Here is a 20,726-nt window from a genome sequence, read left to right as displayed (position 1 = left end):
GTGCGGGTCGCCGTGCGGCGGGCAGGCCCGGTGACCGGTGCGGGTCGCCGTGCGGCGGGCAGGCCCGGTGACCGGTGCGGGTCGCCGTGCGGCGGGCAGGCCCGGTGACCGGTGCGGGTCGCCGTGCGGCGGGAGGCGACCAGCGGTCCGGGCCGGCAGGCAGCGCAAGCCGCGCGGACAGGCGGCTCAGGCAGGCCGGCCGGCAGCACGGGCCCGCAGACAGAGCAGGCCGGGCGAGCAGCGCAAGGTGACGGGTCCCGCGGGTCGGAAGGCGGGGACGGGCCGAGCAGTCCAGAAGGCGAGGCGGCGGCCGGCGCAAGCCGAACGGCGGCCAAGCCGAGCGGGGCCGCACGGGCCGAACAGCGGCGCAGGCCGAGCAGAGCTGCACGAGCACAATCGTGGCGCAGGCCGAGCGGAGACTCACCGGTTGGCGGGACGGTGAACTGCCGGACAACCATTGGTGTTCCCCGCGTGTCTCATGTGGCGTGGCGGGAGCGATCGTCGCTTCGCCGAGGGGAGCCACCGAATGTCCAAACGCCGGTACCGACTGGGGGCCGTGCTCGCTGTCTTCGCGGCCTCGATCGCCGCCTGGATGCCCGTCACGTCCGCCCAAGCGGCCGACGCCGACGGCCCGGTCGTGCGCATCAATCTCCACGACGACAACCTGGGACTGCCGCTGCCGCCGACGGACGACCCGCCGCAGGTGAACTGGGGCCTGGACAACGACGGTCCCGGCACCGCGAAGGACGTCACCATCAGCGCGGACCTGAGCGACGTCATCGACTGGGTCACCCCGGACGCGACCGTTCCCGCCAACCACATCTACACCTGGTCGACGCGTGACGTCCCCGAAGGCCCGGGGGACGGCTCGCTCATCGGCCTGAGCGCCAAGCCCGGCACCCCGGTCGGCACCACCGGCACGGTGACCCTCAGCGGTACGTCCACCAACGGCACCGTGGTCCCCATCACCGCCAAGGTGACCGCGGGCACCAACGACCTGACGGTCAACCAGCTGAAGACCCGCAAGGGCGACAAGCCCGAGACCACGATCGACACCCCGATCACGATCAGCAACGTCGGCACCCTGCCCTCGGACGGGGTCCAGCTACGGATGCGCACCACCATCGGGCTCGGGTACGCGGTGCACTACTCCAACTGCGTCTACTCCAAGGAGAGTCCGGACGGCTACGGCCTGACCGAGCAGGCGCTGTGCACGTTCGACACGGTCGTCGAGCCCGGCAAGAGCTACCGCGTCGACCAGCCGGTCGGCCTGGACGTGACCGAGCAGGCCCTGTTCGACTACTTCAGCCATGAGGCCCTGCCCCTGTCGGGTCCCGGCGCCGACCTGCGGTCGGGCAGCGGTCCCGTCCTCTCCCTCGTCCCCGCCGGAGCCGCCGCCACCGACGGCGTCGACATCGACCGGCAGCACATCGACGCCGACAACACCGCCGACATGGTCGCGGACGGCGACACCGTCAAGGGCGAGCACGGCGACCTGGTCCACGTGACCATGTCCCTCACCAACGAGGGCCCCGGCTGGGTCGGTTACAACGCCAGCGACGACCAGCCGGCGCTCATGTTCACCGTCCCCACCGGCGCCAAGGCGGTGGAGATCCCCGAGCACTGCAGCGTGTGGCACATCGACGGCCCCTCCGGCGAACAGACGCCCGGCGCGCCGAAGTACATCTGCCAGTCGATGCCGAACGAGTTCACCGTCGGGGACTCCCGCACCTTCGAGTTCGGCCTGCGGATCCGCGCGAACGCCAAGACCACCTCCGGTGAGGCCAGGGCGACCACGGCATACGGCAGCGTCATGGCGTTCGACCACAATCACGTGAACGACACCGCGGCCGTCACCGTCGAGGTCAAGGGCACCGACAGCACCGCGACACCGAGCCCCTCGGCATCCCCGACCTCCGGGAACGGGACCGGCGGCAACGACCCCAGCACGCAGACGGTCTCCTCCGACGGCACCGGCTCCCTCGCCTCCACCGGCAGCAGCGGCACCGTGCGCGTGGCCGCCGCCTGGGGCGCGGGCGCGCTGCTGCTGGGCGGCGGTCTCGTCCTCCTCGCCAGGCGCAGGAAGTCGTAAGCGGGAAGTCGTAAGAAGATCAGGGGTCTTCGGCGGGGCGTCGTCCCTCGCCGAAGACCCGCTCACGATGGACCCGCCAACGGTCCATCATCAGCGCGATCTCACCGTCGATGAACTCGAAGAAGGCCAGGGTCTCGGCGAGTCGACGCCCCGCGGGCGTCTCCGCCCCGAGGCTCTCGACACCCTCGCGCAGCGCGTACGCCCACCGTTTGAGGATCGCCTCGCGGTTGGTCAGCGCCTCGTACCACTGGTCGCTGTGCACGCGGTAGCGCTCACGCCGTGAACCGGGTTCACGCTCGCGCGAGACCATGTGCGTCTGGGACAGATAGCGCACCGCCCCGGACACCGCCGCCGGACTGATCCGCAGCCGCTCGCCCAGCTCGGCCGAGGTCAGCACGCCGTCGTCGGAGGCCAGGAGCGCGGCGAAGACCCGGGCCGGCATCCGCTGCATCCCCGCCTCGACGAGCTGCGCCGCGAAGCCCTCCACGAACTTCGAGAGCGCCTCCGGGTCCCGGCCCTCCTGGCCCCTGGCCTCCCCGTTCCTGCCCGCCTGATCCGTCATGCCCACCACCCTAACCGGGCTTCATACGCTTCCTTAACTTCACAAATTTCTGAAAGAAGCGTACGTTCTGAACCATGACGAAGGCAATCACGGCCGTCGGACTCCACAAGTCCTTCGGCCGCACCCACGCCTTGGACGGCCTCGACCTGGACGTCGAAACCGGCGAGGTGCACGGCTTCCTCGGTCCCAACGGCGCCGGCAAGTCCACCACCATCCGCGTCCTGCTCGGCCTGCTGCGCGCCGACTCGGGCGCCGCGCAGGTCCTGGGCCGCGACCCGTGGGCGGACGCCGTGGAGATCCACCGCCGCATCGCGTACGTCCCCGGTGACGTGACCCTGTGGCGCAACCTCTCCGGGGGTGAAGTCATCGACCTCTACGGGCGGTTGCGCGGCGGTCTCGACACCGGGCGGCGCGCCGCACTGATCGACCGCTTCGAGCTGGACCCCACCAAGAAGGGCCGCACCTACTCCAAGGGCAACCGCCAGAAGGTGGCCCTCGTGGCCGCGTTCGCCTCGGACGTCGACCTGCTGATCCTGGACGAACCGACCTCGGGCCTGGACCCGTTGATGGAGGAGGTCTTCCAGCGGTGCGTGGAGGAGGAGCGGGACCGGGGCCGCACGATCCTCCTCTCGTCCCACATCCTCAGCGAGGTCGAGGAGTTGTGCGACCGGGTGAGCATCATCCGGGGCGGCCGCACGGTGGAGAGCGGTTCGCTCGCCGACCTGCGCCATCTCACCCGCACCAGCGTGACCGCCGAACTCGCGGGCGAGCCGGGCGGGTTGGCCGCGCTGCCCGGCGTGCACGACCTCGCCATCCAGCCCATTCAGAACAGCCAGGGAAAGCGGGTCCGGCTCCAGGTCGACAACGGCGAACTCGACGCCGTACTGCGGTCGTTGACCACGTCCGGGATCCGCTCGCTGACCTCGACACCGCCGACCCTGGAGGAGCTGTTCCTGCGCCACTACCAGGACACCGACACCGGTGCCGATGCCGAAGGGGTGGCGGCCCGATGACGACGTTCACGGGCACGGGAGCACTGCTGCGCTTCTCCCTGCGCCGGGACCGGGTGGTGATCCCGGTGTGGGTGGCGGTGAACACGCTGATGGTGCTGTCCATCCCCGGCACCCTCAAGAGCACGTACGCCACCGCCGCCGACCGCACCGACCTGCTCCACCAGGTCGCCACCAACTCCTCCTTCCGCGCGCTGATCGGCCCCGTCTTCGACGACTCCCTCGGCGCGCTCACCGCCTGGCGCGTCGGCGTCTACGCGGGCGCGCTCGCCGCCGTCACGGCGCTCCTGGTCGTCGTACGCCACACACGTGACGAGGAGGAGAGCGGCCGGCAGGAGCTGATCGCCTCCGGCGCGGTGGGCCGCAGGGCCTCGCTGACGGCGGCGCTGCTCGCGGCGGCGGTCGCAAGTGCCGTACTGGGACTGCTGGTTGCGGCAGGTCTGGCCGGTCAGGGCACCGCCGGGGCGGTGGCCTTCGGCCTCGGGCTGGCGGGGGTGGGCATGGTCTTCGCCACGATGGCGGCGATCGTGGCCCAGCTGACGGAGAGCGCGCGCCTGGCCCGGGGTCTGACGGCGGGCCTTCTGGGCACGGCGTTCGTCCTGCGAGCGGCGGGCGACGCGGCCTCGACGGACGGCTCGTCCCCGCTCACCTGGCTGTCTCCCCTGGGCTGGCTGGAGAACCTGCGCCCCTTCGCGGCCGAACGCTGGTGGGTGCTGGGCCTGTTCGCGGCGGCGATCGCTCTGCAGGGCACGGTGGCCTACGTGTTGGCGGGCCGCAGGGACGTGGGCATGAGCTTCCTCCCCACCCGCCCGGGCCCCCCGACCGGCCGTCTCTCCTCCGCAGCCGCCCTGGCCTGGCGCCTCCAACGCGGCGCGGTCCTCGGCTGGTCGATCGGCTTCTTCCTGGCCGGGGTGGTCTACGGCGGCCTCACCGACGGCGTGGCCGACCTCGTCGGCGACAACGCGCAGGCCCGCGAGATCTTCGAGCGGATGGGCGGCCAGAGCGGCATCACGGACGCGTTCCTCGCGTCGATGACGGGCATGCTGGGCCTGGTGGCCGCCCTCTACATCGTGGCCGCTGTCCTCCGCCTGCACGGCGAGGAGACCTCCGGCCGCGCGGAACCCCTCCTGGCGAACGCGGTCGGCCGCCTGCGCTGGGCCGCCGGCCATCTGGCGGTCGCCTTCGGCGGCTCGGTCCTGATCATGCTCCTGGCCGGCCTCGGCTTCGCGGCGGGCCACGGCAGGGAGGTCGGCCCGATCCTGGGCGCGTGCGTGGTCCAAGTGGCGGGGGTATGGGTGATCGGCGGCTTGACCGTCCTGCTCTACGGCCTGGCCCCCCGCCTCGCCCCGGCGGCGTGGGGAGTCGCCGGAGCGGTCCTCCTGATCGGCTGGGTGGGCCCGGTACTGGACGTCCCGCAGGCGTTCCTGGACGCCTCCCCCTTCGGCCACCTGCCGAAGCTGCCGGGCGGGGAGATGGAGTGGGGACCGGTGTTGGTGCTGTTGGGTATTGCGGTGGTGCTGGTGGCGGCGGGGCTGACGGGGTTGCGGCGACGGGACATGACGACGTGAGCATGCCCCTGATCAGTCGACGTACCGCTTGAGCTCCTCTGTGTCGAACTCGATGCCGAGCGGCCGGGGAAGAGTGACCCTGTCACCGAACTTCGTCGTGTGGAGGTCGCGATAGCCGATGGCCGGGTCCGGGTCGCTGTGGACGAGGACCGCGCGCGTGTCACGATCGATCAGCAGGTAGACGGGGATACCCGCCTCGGCGTACGCCCGCGGCTTCTCGACGCGATCGCGATCGTGGGTGTCCGAGTCGTACGACGTGATCTCGACGACCATCAGGACACCGTCGGGATCGGCCCAGTCGCCTTTCCCGTTGAAGTGACCCACCGGGGCGAGCACAGCGTCGGGCCTGGCGCGACCCTTGCGGTATGTCTCGACCTTCAGTCCTTGGCCCGTCACGTTGAGCGTGAGGTCCGGGCGTGCCTGCTTGCAGTGGAAGACCAACCACATGGCAATTTCGCCGTGACTGCCGTTCGTCACTTTCCTGAGCCCGATCCGTCCATCGATGAACTCGAACCTGACGGTCTCGTCCTCGCGCTCGGCGAACTCCGCGATCCGCTCGAACATGTCCACCGACAACTGAGACGAGGTGCGTTCTGCCATAACCGTCATGGTGCCTCCCTTCGCAGGCGGGCACCAGCTTGACGAGTCGCTCGGGGCTGTCGATCGGATTCGCTCGGTGATCATCCGAACGGGTGATCACCCCACCTCCACACTCAGCCCCTCCAACCCCCGGATCACGAAGTTCGGCTTGCGCACCGGCTCTTCCGCCAGGCTCAGCGTCGGGGCCTTCTCCAGCAACGCCCCCATGGAAGCCGCCAGTTCGATGCGGGCCAGGGGTGCGCCGATGCAGTAGTGGATGCCGGCGGAGAAGGAGATGTGGGGGTTGTCCTTGCGGGTCAGGTCGAGTTTCTCGGGGGCCTGGAAGACCTCCGGGTCATGGTTCGCCGAGCCGAAGAGCATGGCGATCTCCGCCCCGCGGGGGATGGTCGTGCCGTCGATCTCGATCTCGTCCAGGACCCAGCGTTCGAAGAGCTGGAGCGGGGTGTCGTAGCGCATCAACTCCTCGACGGCGGACGGGATCAGGGAGTGGTCGGCGCGCAGAGCGGTCAGCTGGTCGGGATTGCGGAACAGGGCCCACCAACCATTCACCGTGGCGTTCACCGTCGCCTCGTGCCCCGCGTTCAGCAGCAGCACGCAGGTGGAGATCATCTCCTGCTCGGTGAGCCGGTCGCCCTCGTCGTGGGCCGCGATGAGGCCGGAGATGAGGTCGTCGCCCGGTTCCTTGCGGCGGGCGGCGATCAGTTCCAGCAGGTAGTCCGAGAACTCGACCGACGCCCGTACCGCCTTCGCCGCGGTCTCCTCGGACGGGCTCAGCTCGTACATCCCGCAGATGTCGGCAGACCAGGGGCGCAGTGGGGCGCGGTCGGACTCCGGGATGCCGAGCATCTCGGCGATCACGGCGACGGGGAGGGGCTCGGCGACGTCGGTGAGCAGGTCGCCACCGCCCGCCGCGACCAGCCGGTCCACCAGATCGCCCGCCAACCGACCGACGTACGGCTTGAGTTGTTCGACCGTGCGCGGGGTGAACGCCTTCGACACCAGGCGCCGGATGCGGGTGTGGTCCGGGGGCTCCAGGTCGAGCATCCCGTGGTCGTTGAGGGTGTGGAAGGGCTCCTGCTCCGGCGGCGGAGCCGTGCGGCCGAAGTCCTCGTGGGTGAAGCGGTGTTGATACGTCCGCCCCAGGCGCCGGTCGCGCAGCAGCGCCGAGACGTCCGCGTGCCGGGGCACCAGCCACTGGTCGGTCGGCTCGTAGTAGTGCACGCGGCCCCGGGAACGCAGTTCGGCGTAGGCGGGGTAGGGGTCGGCGAGGAACGCCGGGTCCCAGGGATCGAAGGCTGCCATGCACGGACGGTAGACCGACGATCCCCGTCCTGACCAGCACTGTCTTACGGGCGGGTGTCCGCCGGCCGAGTGTCTGGCCGGGTGCCCGGCCCCCTGTGGCCGTCCCGGCGGCCTCCCAGCCGCTCCGCGACGCCGCAGGCCACAGAGCCGCCGCCGTCCCACCGTCCCAACGTGCCCGGAGACCCTGGCCCCGCCCTCGGCCGCCTCGACAGCCTGGTGCCGCTCGCCCGAACCCACAGGAGGAACCATGAGGAAACGCTGTATCACCGCCGTCGTCGCCGGCCTCGCGGCCACGGTCCTGGGATTCACGCCGGGCACGGCCAGTGCCGCCGACAACGACGTGCGCAGCGCCAGCACCACGGGCGCCTCCGTCTCGCTCACCGTCGACTGGACCGGTTCGGAGTCCTTCACCCTGCGCAACGTGAAGCTGAGCGACACCTCGTGCGACGCGCACCCGGTGTTCTTCTACGTCACCGTGCCGGGCTTCCAGTACCCGAACCACTGGAACACCAGCGGCTGCGGCACCACCACCACCTGGAGCGCGCTGCCGGGCAGCCTCGACGGCGGCATCCACAGCCTGTGGGTGACGGTGTGCCGCGACACCACCCTCGACAACTGCAGCTCGTCCAGCGCGTCGATCAACCCGTACGACTGATCGCCCGACGGCGGACGCCTTGGGCTGCCCGCATCCGACGGCCCGTCCGACTTCCGGGCCGCCGCCGGATGCGGGCCGGGCCCCCTACGAAGCGACGGCATCCCGGACATCCGTACACCGGACCCGGTCCGCCGGGACCTCTTTCCTCAACCTTTGTCTGCGGAACCACCGAATTGCGCCATGTACATGGCACGATGAACCCTTCATTGCACCAGAGGGACAAGTGGGGGAAGCGTTGCCCAAGTGGCGAACAAGTATCGGTGCCATGGCAGTTGTTCTCATGGCCATGGTGGCGGCGGGGACTCCGGCTCAGGCCGCTCCGGGGGACGACCCCGGGCCGCTGACCACCATCACCTCGGCGAGCGACCTGGCGAAGCTGACGTTGACCCAGCACCAGGTGCTGCCCACGACGATCAGCAAGCTCGGCACTCACCTTGACAGCGTGGGTGTGGACGAGGTCCTCCAGAGCGCCAACCACACGATGCGGAACAGGTCGGCCTGCCGGGCCACGGAGACCGGCGCGCTGCCCGTCCAGCCTGCCGCGTCGAACGCCTACTGCTGGGACACCGGCGACGACACCACCAGGGAGTTCCTGCCGCAGGGTCTGACCTCGTCCGGCGACGCCGACGACGACGGCATGTGGGGCACCAACAAGGTGATCATCTCGGCGTGGGCGCACAACGACAGCCACGACTACAGCTGGCCGGAGGAGGACGGGCACCTGGCGCGGTTCGCGTTCATCGACGCGAACAACTCCAGCGCGTTCAAGTACCGCTGGGTGCTGCCGGTGATCCCGACCGAGGGCGGGGACAACTTCGCCAAGTTCGGCTCGCACGTGGGCGGGGTCGTCTGGTTCGGCGACAAGCTTCTCGTCACGGCGTACAACACCGACGGCAGCCACAACGCCCTGTACGTCTTCTCGATGGCGCACATCCTCCAGGCCTCGGTGAACGCCCACGAGATCGGCAAGGTCAGCGGCGGCTACTCGGCGCACGGCTACCAGTACATAATGCCCGCGATCGGCTCCTACAGCCTGGACGCGGACTGCGACCCGAACACCTCCGACAACCTGCCGTGCTTCGCCTCGATCACGCTGGATCGCACCACCAGCCCGCCCACCATCGTGGCCAACGAGTGGTTCTCGTCCGGCGGCAGCACGCCCGCCCGGATCTTCCGCTACAAGCTCGCCGCGCCGGGCGGTGAGATGCCGCTCGTCACCTCCGGAGACAAGGCGACCACATCGGCGGCCTTCAGGACCAAGGCAGTCGGGTTGCAGTCGGTGCTCGCGCACGACAACGTCTTCTACGCCAACGACGCGCGCGGCGGCCGGGGTCAGCACGGCATCCTGTGGCAACTGAGGAACAGCACGACGACGTGGCGGGGTTGCAGCGGCACCGACTCGGAAAAGGCGTGCTGGGCCCAGCATGCCGAGGGTGCGTCCCTGTGGTGGAGCACCCAGCAGATGTGGTCCCAGACCGAGTGGGCGGCGGACGCCGACTCGCACTGGATCGGGGACCCGATTCCGGAACGGGTGCTGTTCTCGGTCCCGTTGAACGGTTTCTGACGGAGCGGCCGGGCCGGCGGTAGCGTCTGCTCCATGACGACGGAATCACCGGCCCGGACCGTACAACGACTGTTCCCCCTGCTCGCCGAGGGAAAGAGCACGGAGGCGGCGGCCCTGTTCGCCGACTCCGTGTCCTTCTCGATCCCGCACCCGCCCGGCATTCCCTGGGTCCCCGAGGTCAACTCGGCCGACGACATGCGAACGTTCTTCGAATTGCTGGGCACGCATGTCCAGGGCAAGGAGTTCGACCTCCGCCAGGTCATCTCCGACGGCGACGACGTGGTCCTCCTGGGCCGCATGGTCTCCGAGGTCAGGAAGACGGGCCGGGACATCGACACGGCGTTCGCCCTCCACACCACGGTCCAGAACGGCCGGATCACCCGCTACCACCTGTACGAGGACACGTACGCGGTCGCCAGGGCCTACTTCGACGAGTGACCGCCCTTGAGGTGACCGCCGAACGCGAAGAAGGAGGCGGCGGAAGAGAAAAGGGCCGCGCCGAGAAAGAGGACGGCCGAGGCCTCCTCCTCGCTGACTACCCCGGCGTCACCAGTCGCGCCTCGTACGCGAACACCGCCGCCTGGGTCCGGTCCCGCAGTCCCAGTTTCACCAGCACCCGGCTGACGTGGGTCTTGATCGTCGACTCGGCCACCACCAGGCGTCCCGCGATCTCGGAGTTGGACAGGCCCTGGGCGATGAGGACCAGGACCTCCGTCTCGCGGTCGGTGAGGTCGCCGTAGGCCGCGTGGGCGGACGGCATCAGGCGCGGGGTGTCGGAGAGTTTGGAGAACTCGGTGATCAGGCGGCGGGTGACCGAGGGGGCGAGGAGCGCCTCGCCGGAGGCCACCACCCGGACGCCCTCGGCGAGTTGGTGGGCCGAGGCGTCCTTGAGGAGGAAGCCGGAGGCACCCGCGCGCAGCGCCTGGTAGACGTACTCGTCGAGGTCGAAGGTGGTCAGGACCAGGACCTTCGCGGTCGCGTCCGCCGCCACTATCTCCTTCGTCGCTTCTATGCCGTTCAGTTCGGGCATGCGGATGTCCATCAGGACGATGTCCGGGGCGAGTTCACGCACCCGCCGCACCGCCTCGCGGCCGTTCACCGCCTCGCCCACGACCTCGATGTCCGGCATCGCGTTCAACAGGACCGAGAAGCCCTCGCGCACCATCATCTGGTCGTCCGCGATCACGACACGGATGGTCATGCCACCCCCTCGCCCTCGGCCGGCGCGGCGACCGGCACCGGCAGGAACACCGCCACCTCGTAACCCCCGTCGACACTCGCGCCCGCCGTCATCTCGCCGTTCAGCATGGAGACGCGCTCGCGCATGCCGGTGATGCCGTGGCCGGCCCCGGGCGAGGGCTTGACCAAGGAGGGCGCGGGCGGCGGCGCGTTGACGATCCGCACGCCGAGCCCGCCGAGGACGTAGCCGATCTCCACCCGCGCGCTCGCGCCCGGCGCGTGCCGCAGGCTGTTGCTCAGCGCCTCCTGGACGATCCGGTACGCCGACAGCTCGACGCCCTGCGGGAGTTCGCGCACCGCTCCGGTGACGACCTTCTCGACGGACAGCCCGGCGTCGCGCACGTTGGCGAGCAGGCCGTCGAGTTCGGCGAGGGTGGGCTGCGGGGCGTCCGGCGCCTCGTAGTCCTCGGCCCGTACGACGCCCAGGACGCGGCGGAGTTCGGTCAGGGCCGCCACCGCGTTCTCCCTGATCGTGACGAACGCGCGCTCCAGCTCCGGCGGCGGGTTCTCCACCCGGTAGGGCGCGGCCTCGGCCTGGATGGCGACCACCGACATGTGGTGGGCGACCACGTCGTGCAGCTCGCGGGCGATCGTCGTGCGCTCTTCGAGCAGCGTGCGCCGCGAGCGCTCGTGCGCGGTCACCGTCCGCTGCGCGGTCACCTCCTGCCGGGCCTCGCGGCGGATCTGCCAGACGGCGACGCCGAGCAGGATCACGGCGGAGAGGAAGAGCATCGGGGCGGTGTTCGAGCCGAAGGCGTGCCCGCCGACGAAGGTGCCGGCGAAGGTGCCGTAGACCGCGGTGAGCGCCCACATCCAGGCGGCCGTGCGCGGCCGGGTCCGTATCGCCACGATCGTGAGCACGAACAGGTGGCAGGCGAAGCTGCCGGCCAGCCACGGCCAGTCGTCGTCCCACTCGTTGCCCAGCATGGCGGCGACCGGCGTCGCGGCCATGGACAGCCAGAACGCGCCGACCGGCCGCACCATGGTCAGCAGCACCGGCACCAGCGCGAGCAGGCCCAGGAACAGGTTGCTGACCGGTCCGCGGATGCCGTCGCCCGTCGCGATGAGCATCGCGAACAGGCCTGCGGCCACGATCAGGGCGTGCGGGCTCCAGGCCGCGTACTCCCGCGCCCGGCCACTGAAGCGCCGGGTCAGCGGGCCGTCGGCGGCGGAGCGGGCCAGCGGGCGGAAGGCGAAGGCGTCGTGGAGCAGGTCCTGCCGCAGCCCCCGCAGGGCATCCACGGCCAGCCGGAACTCGGGGCTGCGCGCCGCCGCCCCGCCCGGCGTCTTCGTCTGCGTCTGGGTCGTCTCGGTCACGAGAACAAACGTAAGCGGGACCGACGCCCCGGTCGTCACCAGTGAGGAGGGTCCTGCGCCCTCCGTCTCAGGTACTACGGGGCTCATCCCGTACGCAGGCACGTGTGCGCCACCCCTGATGTACGGGCCCGCTCAGTACGCCAGCTGTGCGATCTCCTCCGCCACCACCGCGCACGCGTCCGCCGCCGGATCGATCAGCGGGAAGTGGCCGACGTCCTCCAGGAGCGTGAGGCCCACCACCTCGCCGGCCTTCGCCGCCGCGTCGGCGTACGCCTCGGCGACCGCCTGCGGGACGTCGAGGTCGCTGCGGCCCTGGACCAGGGTGGTCGCGATGCCGGTGGGGAGCAGGAGGGCGGGGTCCGCGTACGGTCGGCGCTGCGCGAAGTGCTCCTCGCCGCCGAGGAGTTGGAGGGAGGCGTTGCCGCAGACGTCGAGCTTCTCGGCCACCTCGAAGTCGGCGATCGGAGCGAGGGCGACGACTCCGCGCAGGGGGGCGGGACCGCCGGTGTGCCAGGGGGCGTCGGCCGGCAGCACATGCCGGGACGCGGCCCACAGCGCCAGGTGACCGCCCGCCGAGTGCCCGACCAGCACGGTACGGCGCGGGTCGGCCTGCGGCAGCGCCTCGCGGGCCAGGGCGGGCAGCGCGTCCAGCGCGGCGGCGATGTCGTCGAAGGTGTCGGGCCAGCGCCCGGCGACCGGCCCCGCGCCGCCCTGCGCGGGAAGCACGCCCCCGCGCCGGTACTCGACGCTGGCCACCGCGAAGCCCCGGCGGGCCAGGAAGTCGGCGAAGGGCGAGAGATGACGGCGGTCGTACGGGGCCCGCCAGGAGCCGCCGTGCAGCGCGACGACCAGCGGGGCGGGTACGCCGGGGATCTGCTCGGCACGCGGGGCGTAGAAGTCGATCACCTGATCGGGGTGGTCGCCGTACGTGCCGGTGGAGTCGGGGTCGACCGCCGGGTGCGAGAAGGCCGACTCCTCTTCCGCGGCGGCCCGGGATGCTGCGGCGTCGTCCGACATGCTCCAACCTCTCAGCGACGAAACATTGTTGGCGGACCACGTACGAAACAGGCCGTTGGCGGGACGCTACCAGGCCCGTGACGTGCGTGGACACGCGGATGTCACGCTCGGTGAGGGATAAACGGTTCTGTACCGGACCCCCGCCGGGCCGCCGAGAGGTGTCGCCGAGAGGTGGAGCACGCGTTACCCGAGCACCTCCCCCAACACCCGTGCCGCCCGCTCGACATCGGCGAAACCGACATACAACGGCGTGAAACCGAAGCGGAGTACGTCGGGATGCCGGAAGTCGCCCACCACACCCCGCTCGATCAGCCGATTCATCACGTCACCGGCGTCCGAGCAGCGCAGCGCCACCTGACTCCCGCGCTCCGCGTGCGCGACCGGCGTCAAGGACTCCACCCGCCCGCCCGGCGCGTACGCGGCCACGCACTCCAGGAAGAAGTCCGTCAGGGCAAGGGACTTGGCCCGCACCGCCTCGATCGGGACGCCGTCCCAGACCTCCAGGGCCGCCTCCAGGGCGAGCATGGAGAGGATGTCCGGGGTGCCGACCCGACCGCGCAGGGCACCCTCGGCCGGCGTGTAGTCGCCGCGCATGCCGAAGGGCTCGACATGCGAGTTCCAGCCGGGCAGCGGCGAGTCGAACCGGTCCTGGAGGCCGGCGCGCACGTACAGGTACGCGGGTGAACCCGGGCCGCCGTTCAGGTACTTGTAGGTGCAGCCGACCGCGAGATCGACGCCGTGCTCGTCGAGCCCCACCGGCAGCGCGCCCGCGCTGTGGCACAGGTCCCACACCGAGACCGCGCCCGCCGCGCGCACCGCGGCCGTCAGCGCGGGCAGGTCGTGCAGCCGCCCGGTGCGGTAGTCGACGTGGTTGAGCAGCACGGCGGCGGTACGGTCGCCGAGCGCCGCCGGTACCTGCGCCGGGGTCACCGGCCGCACCGTGCAACCGGTCATCCGGGCCGCCGACTCGGCGATGTACCCGTCCGTGGGGAAGGTGGTCGCGTCGACGACGATCTCGTCCCGGCCGGCGCCGTCCGCCATCCGCACGGCGGCCACAACCGCCTTGAAGACATTGACACTTGTCGAGTCGCCGACCACGATCTGCCCGGCCGCCGCCCCGACCAGCGGAGCGATCCGGTCGCCGATCCGCTCGGGCGCGGTCCACCACCCGCTCTCGTCCCAGGACCGGATCCGCAGCTCGCCCCACTGCCGACGGACCACGTCCTCGACCCGCCCCGGGACCCCGGCCGGCAATGCGCCGAGGGAGTTCCCGTCCAGGTAGACCACATCGTCGAGGACGAACTCGCCCCGCACGCCTGCGAGTTCGTCACCGGCGTCCAGCTTCTCGGCCTTCACGGCCTTCTCTGCCTGCGCGACGGACTCAGACATAGGACCTCGCCGTCCACAGCTCGGGGAACACGTTCTTCCGCGCCCGCTTCTCCAGCCAGGCCACTCCGGCGGAGCCGCCGGTCCCGGTCTTCGAGCCCATCGCGCGCCGGGTGGCGACGAGATGGTCGTTGCGCCATCGCCACACCAGCTCGGCGACATCGGTCAACGCTTCGCCCAGCCGGGCGAGTTCGTCGTTGGCCTCCCCCGAGTAGAGGGCGGTCCACACCTCCTCGACCTCCGGCGACGGCTCGTACCGCAGCGACACGTCCCGCTCCAGCACCGCGCGCGGAACGGCGTGCCCGCGCCGGCCGAGGAGCCGCAGCACCTCGTCGTACAGGCTCGGCTCGTTCAGCGCCTTCTCCAGTTCCGCGTGGACGCGCGGCGCCCCCCGGTGCGGGACCAGCATGGACGCGGACTTGTCGCCGAGCAGGAACTCCATCCGGCGGTACATCGCCGACTGGAAGCCGGAGCCCTCGCCGAGGGCGGCGCGGTAGGAGTTGAACTGGGCCGGAGTGAGCTGGCCGAGCGGCTTCCAGGAGGCGTTGAGCGCCTCCAGCTCCCGCACGGAACGCTTCAGCGCGTCGATCGCGACCGGCACCCGGTCCTCGCGCAGCGCCTTCGCCGCCGTCTCCCACTCGTGGACGATCACCGTGAACCACAGCTCCATCACCTGGGTGGTGACCAGGAAGACCATCTCCCCTGGATCCTCGGAGAGGGTGTGCTGGAGGTGGGTGAGCACGTCCGCCTTGACGTAGTCCTCGTACGGAGTGGTGCCCTGGAAGTCGAGATGCGGGGTCTCGGGCTCCTGTGGGTCCTGAGCCTCGTGGGACATCGCTGTCTCCTGTTGTGCTCCGGGTAGCGGTCCGCCCCTGCCGATGCCGACACGGGGGCCCCGGTCCCCACCCGCATCCTCCACAATCGCCCCCCACCCCGGCAACCCCGGCCCGCGGCGGTGGCAGACTTCCCCCATGACCACCCACACGAACCTGCTCGGCGGCCCCGACCCCACGCTCCTGCCCGCCGACGAGGCGGCCTACCGCCTGCTGGACGAGGAGTCCCTCGCCCCCGCCGAGGTAGCCGCGCAGCACCCGACCTTCTCGCTCGCCTGGGCGCTGCTCGCCGAGGACGCGTTCACGGGCGGCCGGGTGATCGAGTCCTACGCGTACGCCCGTACCGGCTACCACCGCGGCCTGGACGCCCTGCGCCGCAACGGCTGGAAGGGCCACGGCCCCATTCCCTGGTCGCATGCGCCCAACCAGGGCTTCCTGCGCTGCCTCGCCGCCCTCGCCCGCGCCGCCGAGGCGATCGACGAGAAGGAGGAGTCGGACCGCTGCCGCCAGTTCCTGCGCGACAGCGACCCGCAGGCGTTCACGGAACTGCTGGGCTGACAGAGCTCGAAAGCCCCGTCAGGAGATCTTCCCCGCGTTCCGGTCCGCCTCCAGCGGCGGCGCCATCACATTGCCGTGCGTACGGCATTCCGGGCGGCGGCAGTCCGGCGGTGGGCGGCGGACGGTCGCGAAGGCGATCACCGCGCCGACCGCCAGGATGCCCGCGCACAGCAGCATCGCGGTGTGGAAGGCGTCGTCGAAGGCGTTCGCGGAGCGGTAGGCCTCCGGGCCCATGCCGGCGAGCAGCGGCAGCGCGGCGACCGCGATGAGGCCCGCCGCGCGGGCCGCCGCGTTGTTGATCCCGCTGGCCAGACCCGCCCGCGCCACGTCGACGGAGGCGAGCACCGTCGCGGTCAGCGGGGCGACCAGGGTGACCATGCCGAGGCCCAGGACCAGCAGGGCCGGCAGGACGTCCGCGAGATACGAGGCGCCCGGCCCCACCCGCAGCATCAGCAGCATGCCCGCCCCGCACAGCAGCGGGCCCACCGTGAGCGGGATACGTGGGCCGATGCGGTCGGCGAGGGCGCCCGAGCGGGCGGAGAGCAGCAGCATCAGGATGGTCGTGGGCAGCAGCGCCGTACCGGCGGCCAGGGCCGACCAGCCGACCGCGACCTGGAGTTCGAGGGCGGCGAGGAAGAAGAAACCGCTGAAGCCCGCGTAGACGCAGAGGGTGACCACGTTGACCGCGGTGAACTGGCGGGAGCCGAAGATGTCCAGCGGCATCATCGGGTCCGGCCTGCGTCGCTCCACGAGCACGAAGGCGACACCCGCCGCGACACCGGCGACCGCCGTGAGGACCACCACGACCGATCCCTCGCGGGCCTCGATCAGCGCGTACGTCACCAGCGCCAGCGCGATCGCGCCCAGGGCCGCGCCGAGCACGTCGAAGCGCCCGTGGCTGCGGCCGTCCATCGATTCCGGCACATGGCGGACCGCGATCGGCGCGCAGAGCAGGGCCAGCGGCACGTTGATCAGGAAGACCCAGCGCCAGCCGGGCCCGTCCACCAGCCAGCCGCCCAGGAACGGACCCACGGCGGCCCCGACACCACCGAAGCCGGACCACAGGCCCACCGCCCTGGCCCGGTCGTCGGGATGGAAGGACGCCTGGATGAGGGCCAGTGAGCCCGGTGTGAGAAGCGCGCCGCCGATGCCTTGAAGGGCGCGCGCGGCGACCAGGACGCCGACGTTCGGCGCCAGACCGCACAGCAGGGAGGCGGTCGCGAACCAGACGACACCGATCACGAAGATCTTGCGCCGCCCGTAGTGGTCACCGAGCGAGCCGCCGAGCAGGATCAGCCCGGCCAGCGTGAGCATGTACGCGTTGACCGTCCACTGCAGCGCGGCCAGATCGGCGTCCAGATCGCGGCCGATGCGGGGCAGGGCGACGTTGACGACGGTCGAGTCCACCATGGCCATGCTGGAGCCGAGCACGGTGGTGAGCAGGATCCACTTGCCTTGGGGCGAGGCCAGCCGCACATCGGACATGCCCTAGGTATACAGCGAGCCCGGCGCCGTAGACAGCGCCGGGCCCGTGGTGAAGTGCGGGTGAGCCGATCTCCGAAGCGCCGGTTGCCCGGTCTCCGTAGCCGGAAAGCGTGGGCTACTTGATCTTCGTACCCGTGGACCGCAGGTTGCCGCAGGCCTCGGTCACACGCTTGGCCATGCTCGCCTCGGCGAGCTTGCCCCAGGTGCGCGGGTCGTAGGTCTTCTTGGAGCCGACCTCGCCGTCGACCTTCAGGACACCGTCGTAGTTGCGGAACATGTGGTCCGCGACCGGGCGCGTGAACGCGTACTGGGTGTCGGTGTCGAGGTTCATCTTCACCACGCCGTTCTCCAGCGCGGTGGCGATCTCCTCCTCCGTGGAGCCGGAGCCGCCGTGGAAGACGAAGTTGAACGGCTTGCTGCCGGCCGGCTGACCGTACTTGGCGGCGACGCCCTCGTTCAGCTCCTTGAGCAGCTCGGGACGCAGGACGACGTTGCCCGGCTTGTACACGCCGTGCACGTTGCCGAAGGACGCGGCCAGCAGGTAGCGGCCCTTCTCGCCCAGGCCCAGCGCCTCGACCGTACGGATCGCGTCCTCGACGGTGGTGTAGAGGTTGTCGTTGATCTCGTGCGAGACGCCGTCCTCCTCGCCGCCGGTCGGGGTGATCTCGACCTCAAGGATGATCTTCGCGGCGGCGGCGCGGGCCAACAGCTCCTGCGCGATGGCGAGGTTGTCGGAGAGGGTCTCCGCCGAGCCGTCCCACATGTGCGACTGGAACAGCGGGTTGCCGCCGGCCTTCACGCGCTCCTCGGAGACGGCGAGCAGCGGGCGTACGTACCCGTCGAGCTTGTCCTTGGGGCAGTGGTCGGTGTGCAGCGCGACGGTCACCGGGTACTTCTCGGCGACGATGTGCGCGAACTCGGCCAGCGCCACCGAGCCCGTCACCATCTCCTTGCTGTACTGGCCGCCCAGGAACTCGGCGCCACCCGTGGAGATCTGGACGATGCCGTCGCTCTCCGCCTCCGCGAAGCCGCGCAGCGCCGCGTGCAGGGTCTGGGTCGAGGTGACGTTGATGGCCGGGTAGGCGAACTTGCCTGCCTTCGCCCGGTCGAGCATCTCGTTGTAGACCTCGGGGGTTGCGATGGGCATCTGTCCGCTCCTTGGTATGTGCGGGTTGGCGTGCTGAGTTGCTGCGTCCTACGGCCCTGACCTAGACCTCGGGAGTGACGTCATCGTCGTGCCCATCTTTCCAGACGAGCGGCCCGGTCAGTCCAGGCCCAGGTCGTCCTTGGAGTACGCGTACAAGTACGGCACCCCCGCGCCCTTCTCGATCTTCTCCGCGGCGCCGGTCGCGCGGTCCACGATCGTCACCACCGCCACGACCTCGGCACCCGCCTCACGCACCGCCTCGACGGCGGTCAGCGGGGACTCACCGGTGGTGGAGGTGTCCTCGACGACCACCACCCGCCGCCCCGCGATGTCGGGACCCTCGACCCGCCGCTGCATCCCGTGCGCCTTCGCCGCCTTGCGTACGACGAAGGCGTCGACCCGCTTCCCCCGCGCGGCGGCCGCGTGCAGGATCGCGCCCGCGACCGGGTCGGCGCCCATGGTCAGCCCGCCCACCGCGTCGAAGTCCAGCTCGGCGGTCAGGTCCAGCAGCACCTGTCCGACCAGCGGGGCGGCCTCGCCGTCGAGGGTGACGCGGCGGAGGTCGACGTAGTAGTCCGCCTCCAGCCCCGACGACAGGGTCACCTTGCCGTGCACCACGGCCTTGTCCTTGATCTGCTGCAGCAGCGCGCCACGTACGTCCGTCATACCGGCCAGCTTAGAGGCGGCGCCAGGCCCAGGTCATCGTGGCTTCGAGCGGCTCCAGCGGCGTGACCAGCCGGGGCAGGCTGTTCAGCCCGTCCGGCGGCCCGGTCTGCGGCTCCACGCACACGGCGGCCTCCTGCTCGTCGTACACGACGACCCACTCCTCGGGGCTGGCCACCTTCAGCTCCAGCTCCCCCGGCCAGGTCAGCGTGACGTCGACCCCGCCGGGCATCCCGAAGCAGTCGTCCCAGGGCCCGGGCTTCGGCTCGATGCGGTTGCCGGTGGGCAGGTGGTCGTCACCGCGCTCCTCCTGCCAGGCGGGCGAGAAGTCCACCCGCACGTCCTCGCCGCCCACATTCCGGTTGAACCACGGGTGCCAGCCGATCTGCGCCGGGAAGGACGAGTCGTGCGCCTCCACGGCCATGGTCAGCGTGAGGGAGTCCGGCGTGAGGTCCAGCTGGTGGGTGACCCGTCCGGGCCAGGGCCAGGGCTCCACCAGGTCGTACGTGATGACGGCCGCGTCGGCGCTCGCGCGGGCCACCCGCCAGGCGCCGTCGCGGACGGTGCCGTGGATGGCGTGCGGCGGGGAGTTGAGGGGCATCTGGTGGACGGTGCCGCCGTTGCGGAACCGGCCGTCCCTGATCCGGCCGCACCAGGGCACCATCGGGAAACAGCCGAACCTCTCGCCCTGGCGCAGCAGTTCGACGCCCCCGACGCGAAGCCCGCCCACCCGGCCGCCGTTGCCCGGCTGCAGGGTCACCTCCGCGTCGCCCGCGGTCAGCGTGATGTCTTCGTTGCTCACGGGATGACAGTACTGGGGTGATCGGGGGGACCGGAGGCGGTGGTGCAGACCACTTGGACTGTGGGGTCTTTCGGCGCGATCAGGGCGGTTCGTGGCTCAGTGGCGCTTACGGAGGGCTCGTGTCACGACGATCGCCGACGCGAGGGCGAGGGCCGCCGCGGGGGCCGCCCAGCGGAGGGGGGAGCCGGGGGAGACGGTCTGCGGGGCCGGTACGGGGGCGTAGCGACCGCGCGGCGGGGCGTGGTCGACCTCCTCCGCACTGCGCCCGATCATCGTGCGGCGCGCGTGCGCGGCTTCGGCGGGGGGGTCGGAGGGCTCGGCGTAGATCTCCGCGGGGTCCGGGGCCGGGGTCAGGTCGGGGGTCGGGTCCGCGTCGGAGTCCGGTTCCGGGGCCAGGTCCGGCGCCGGGAGAAGGTCGTCGACCTCGGCCACGGGATCGAGCGCCGGGGGCGGGATCTCGGTGTCGAGGACGGACGGTTCCGGGGTCTCCTCCTGCGCCGTCACCGTCGTACCCAGATTCTCCGCGAAGCGGTCCAGCAGCCGGGTCGCCGCCGCGGCCACGGAGTCCGCGGGCAGGTCCATCAGGCGGCCGTCGGCCGAGGCGGTGCCCTCGACGACGAGGGTGGAACCGCCGTCGGCCTCCGACACCCGCAGGGTGAGGGCGATTTTGACCGAGCCCGTGCCGCGCGTCTCGGTGGCGTCGCCCTCGGCGGTGTACGTACCGTCGTCCCGCGCGGTGACGCGGACGGCCCCTCGGTAGGTGACGGAGTGGCTGCCGACGCGGACTTTCAGCCGGCCGCTGACGGGGGCGGCACCGGCGTCCTGCTGAAGCCCGGGAACCGCGCGGGCCACACGTGCGGGGTCGGCGAGGGCGTCCCGCAGGTGGGCGGGGGGAACCGGAACGAACACCTCATGCTCCATGTGGG

General features: G+C 71.1%; 20 protein-coding genes. 7 read left to right on the top strand and 13 right to left on the bottom strand.

Going from position 1 to position 20,726, the window contains the following annotated elements; translation table 11 throughout:
* Positions 1-526: 526 nt before the first annotated feature.
* Positions 527-2,092: a hypothetical protein gene (locus ACIQI8_RS30800; RefSeq protein ID WP_402357306.1), complete on the top strand. Its 1,566-nt coding sequence runs from the start codon at positions 527-529 to the stop codon at positions 2,090-2,092.
* A 19-nt stretch (positions 2,093-2,111) separates the two neighbouring features.
* On the opposite strand, the gene ACIQI8_RS30795 is transcribed toward ACIQI8_RS30800, so the two are convergent.
* Positions 2,112-2,654, bottom strand: a complete 543-nt coding sequence (locus ACIQI8_RS30795; protein ID WP_402357304.1) for a GbsR/MarR family transcriptional regulator — start codon at positions 2,652-2,654, stop codon at positions 2,112-2,114.
* Between the two features lie 74 nt (positions 2,655-2,728).
* Here ACIQI8_RS30795 and ACIQI8_RS30790 point away from each other — a divergent pair, with 74 nt between their 5' ends.
* Positions 2,729-3,667, top strand: a complete 939-nt coding sequence (locus ACIQI8_RS30790; RefSeq protein ID WP_402357301.1) for an ATP-binding cassette domain-containing protein — start codon at positions 2,729-2,731, stop codon at positions 3,665-3,667.
* Complete coding sequence (locus ACIQI8_RS30785) at positions 3,664-5,232, top strand: ABC transporter permease (RefSeq protein WP_402357298.1); 1,569 nt, start codon at positions 3,664-3,666, stop codon at positions 5,230-5,232. Before ACIQI8_RS30790 ends, ACIQI8_RS30785 begins: the two co-directional genes overlap by 4 nt.
* A gap of 12 nt (positions 5,233-5,244) precedes the next feature.
* On the opposite strand, the gene ACIQI8_RS30780 is transcribed toward ACIQI8_RS30785, so the two are convergent.
* Together ACIQI8_RS30780 and ACIQI8_RS30775 are read right to left on the bottom strand one after the other, a co-directional pair.
* Positions 5,245-5,841 carry a Uma2 family endonuclease gene (locus ACIQI8_RS30780; RefSeq protein WP_402357295.1) on the bottom strand — a complete coding sequence of 199 codons (597 nt, stop codon included), beginning with the start codon at positions 5,839-5,841 and terminating at the stop codon, positions 5,245-5,247.
* Between the two features lie 87 nt (positions 5,842-5,928).
* On the bottom strand, positions 5,929-7,134 hold the full coding sequence (locus tag ACIQI8_RS30775; protein ID WP_402357292.1) for a cytochrome P450: 1,206 nt from the start codon (positions 7,132-7,134) through the stop codon (positions 5,929-5,931).
* Between the two features lie 247 nt (positions 7,135-7,381).
* Here ACIQI8_RS30775 and ACIQI8_RS30770 point away from each other — a divergent pair, with 247 nt between their 5' ends.
* The 3 genes from ACIQI8_RS30770 to ACIQI8_RS30760 all read left to right on the top strand — a co-directional run bounded on the left by ACIQI8_RS30770 (position 7,382) and on the right by ACIQI8_RS30760 (position 9,791).
* Positions 7,382-7,789 carry a hypothetical protein gene (locus tag ACIQI8_RS30770; protein ID WP_402357289.1) on the top strand — a complete coding sequence of 136 codons (408 nt, stop codon included), beginning with the start codon at positions 7,382-7,384 and terminating at the stop codon, positions 7,787-7,789.
* 265 nt (positions 7,790-8,054) lie between these two features.
* Positions 8,055-9,353 (top strand): hypothetical protein, encoded by a 1,299-nt coding sequence (locus tag ACIQI8_RS30765; RefSeq protein ID WP_402357286.1) that lies wholly within the window; start codon positions 8,055-8,057, stop codon positions 9,351-9,353.
* 33 nt (positions 9,354-9,386) lie between these two features.
* Positions 9,387-9,791 (top strand): nuclear transport factor 2 family protein, encoded by a 405-nt coding sequence (locus tag ACIQI8_RS30760; RefSeq protein ID WP_402357283.1) that lies wholly within the window; start codon positions 9,387-9,389, stop codon positions 9,789-9,791.
* Positions 9,792-9,888: 97 nt separating this feature from the next.
* On the opposite strand, the gene ACIQI8_RS30755 is transcribed toward ACIQI8_RS30760, so the two are convergent.
* The 5 genes from ACIQI8_RS30755 to ACIQI8_RS30735 form a co-directional block, all read right to left on the bottom strand.
* Positions 9,889-10,554 (bottom strand): response regulator, encoded by a 666-nt coding sequence (locus ACIQI8_RS30755; RefSeq protein ID WP_402357280.1) that lies wholly within the window; start codon positions 10,552-10,554, stop codon positions 9,889-9,891.
* The gene (locus ACIQI8_RS30750) at positions 10,551-11,909 is read right to left on the bottom strand and encodes a sensor histidine kinase (protein ID WP_402357277.1); all 1,359 of its coding nucleotides are present in this window, start codon (positions 11,907-11,909) and stop codon (positions 10,551-10,553) included. Before ACIQI8_RS30750 ends, ACIQI8_RS30755 begins: the two co-directional genes overlap by 4 nt.
* Positions 11,910-12,041: 132 nt before the next feature.
* The gene (locus tag ACIQI8_RS30745; protein ID WP_402357274.1) at positions 12,042-12,926 is read right to left on the bottom strand and encodes an alpha/beta hydrolase; all 885 of its coding nucleotides are present in this window, start codon (positions 12,924-12,926) and stop codon (positions 12,042-12,044) included.
* Between the two features lie 183 nt (positions 12,927-13,109).
* Complete coding sequence (kynU, locus tag ACIQI8_RS30740; RefSeq protein WP_402357271.1) at positions 13,110-14,315, bottom strand: kynureninase; 1,206 nt, start codon at positions 14,313-14,315, stop codon at positions 13,110-13,112.
* Entirely contained in the window at positions 14,308-15,147 is an 840-nt protein-coding gene (locus tag ACIQI8_RS30735; protein ID WP_402357268.1) for a tryptophan 2,3-dioxygenase family protein, read from the bottom strand. Before ACIQI8_RS30735 ends, kynU begins: the two co-directional genes overlap by 8 nt.
* A gap of 136 nt (positions 15,148-15,283) precedes the next feature.
* On the opposite strand from ACIQI8_RS30735, the gene ACIQI8_RS30730 reads away from it, so the two are divergent.
* Positions 15,284-15,703: a DUF3151 domain-containing protein gene (locus ACIQI8_RS30730; protein ID WP_402357265.1), complete on the top strand. Its 420-nt coding sequence runs from the start codon at positions 15,284-15,286 to the stop codon at positions 15,701-15,703.
* Between the two features lie 18 nt (positions 15,704-15,721).
* Here the strand turns inward: ACIQI8_RS30730 and ACIQI8_RS30725 are convergent, their stop codons facing one another.
* The 5 genes from ACIQI8_RS30725 to ACIQI8_RS30705 all read right to left on the bottom strand — a co-directional run bounded on the left by ACIQI8_RS30725 (position 15,722) and on the right by ACIQI8_RS30705 (position 20,721).
* Entirely contained in the window at positions 15,722-17,188 is a 1,467-nt protein-coding gene (locus tag ACIQI8_RS30725; RefSeq protein WP_402357262.1) for an MFS transporter, read from the bottom strand.
* A gap of 115 nt (positions 17,189-17,303) precedes the next feature.
* Positions 17,304-18,335, bottom strand: a complete 1,032-nt coding sequence (gene fbaA / locus ACIQI8_RS30720; RefSeq protein WP_123998749.1) for a class II fructose-bisphosphate aldolase — start codon at positions 18,333-18,335, stop codon at positions 17,304-17,306.
* A gap of 117 nt (positions 18,336-18,452) precedes the next feature.
* On the bottom strand, positions 18,453-19,001 hold the full coding sequence (gene pyrE / locus ACIQI8_RS30715) for an orotate phosphoribosyltransferase (protein ID WP_402357258.1): 549 nt from the start codon (positions 18,999-19,001) through the stop codon (positions 18,453-18,455).
* Between the two features lie 10 nt (positions 19,002-19,011).
* Positions 19,012-19,800: an aldose 1-epimerase gene (locus ACIQI8_RS30710; protein ID WP_402357255.1), complete on the bottom strand. Its 789-nt coding sequence runs from the start codon at positions 19,798-19,800 to the stop codon at positions 19,012-19,014.
* A 96-nt stretch (positions 19,801-19,896) separates the two neighbouring features.
* Positions 19,897-20,721, bottom strand: a complete 825-nt coding sequence (locus ACIQI8_RS30705; RefSeq protein ID WP_402357252.1) for an SRPBCC family protein — start codon at positions 20,719-20,721, stop codon at positions 19,897-19,899.
* Positions 20,722-20,726: the final 5 nt, after the last annotated feature.

This window comes from Streptomyces sp. NPDC092369, from assembly GCF_044755245.1.
Taxonomy (GTDB): Bacteria; Actinomycetota; Actinomycetes; order Streptomycetales; family Streptomycetaceae; genus Streptomyces.
This window is presented reverse-complemented; position numbering and strand designations above follow the sequence as displayed.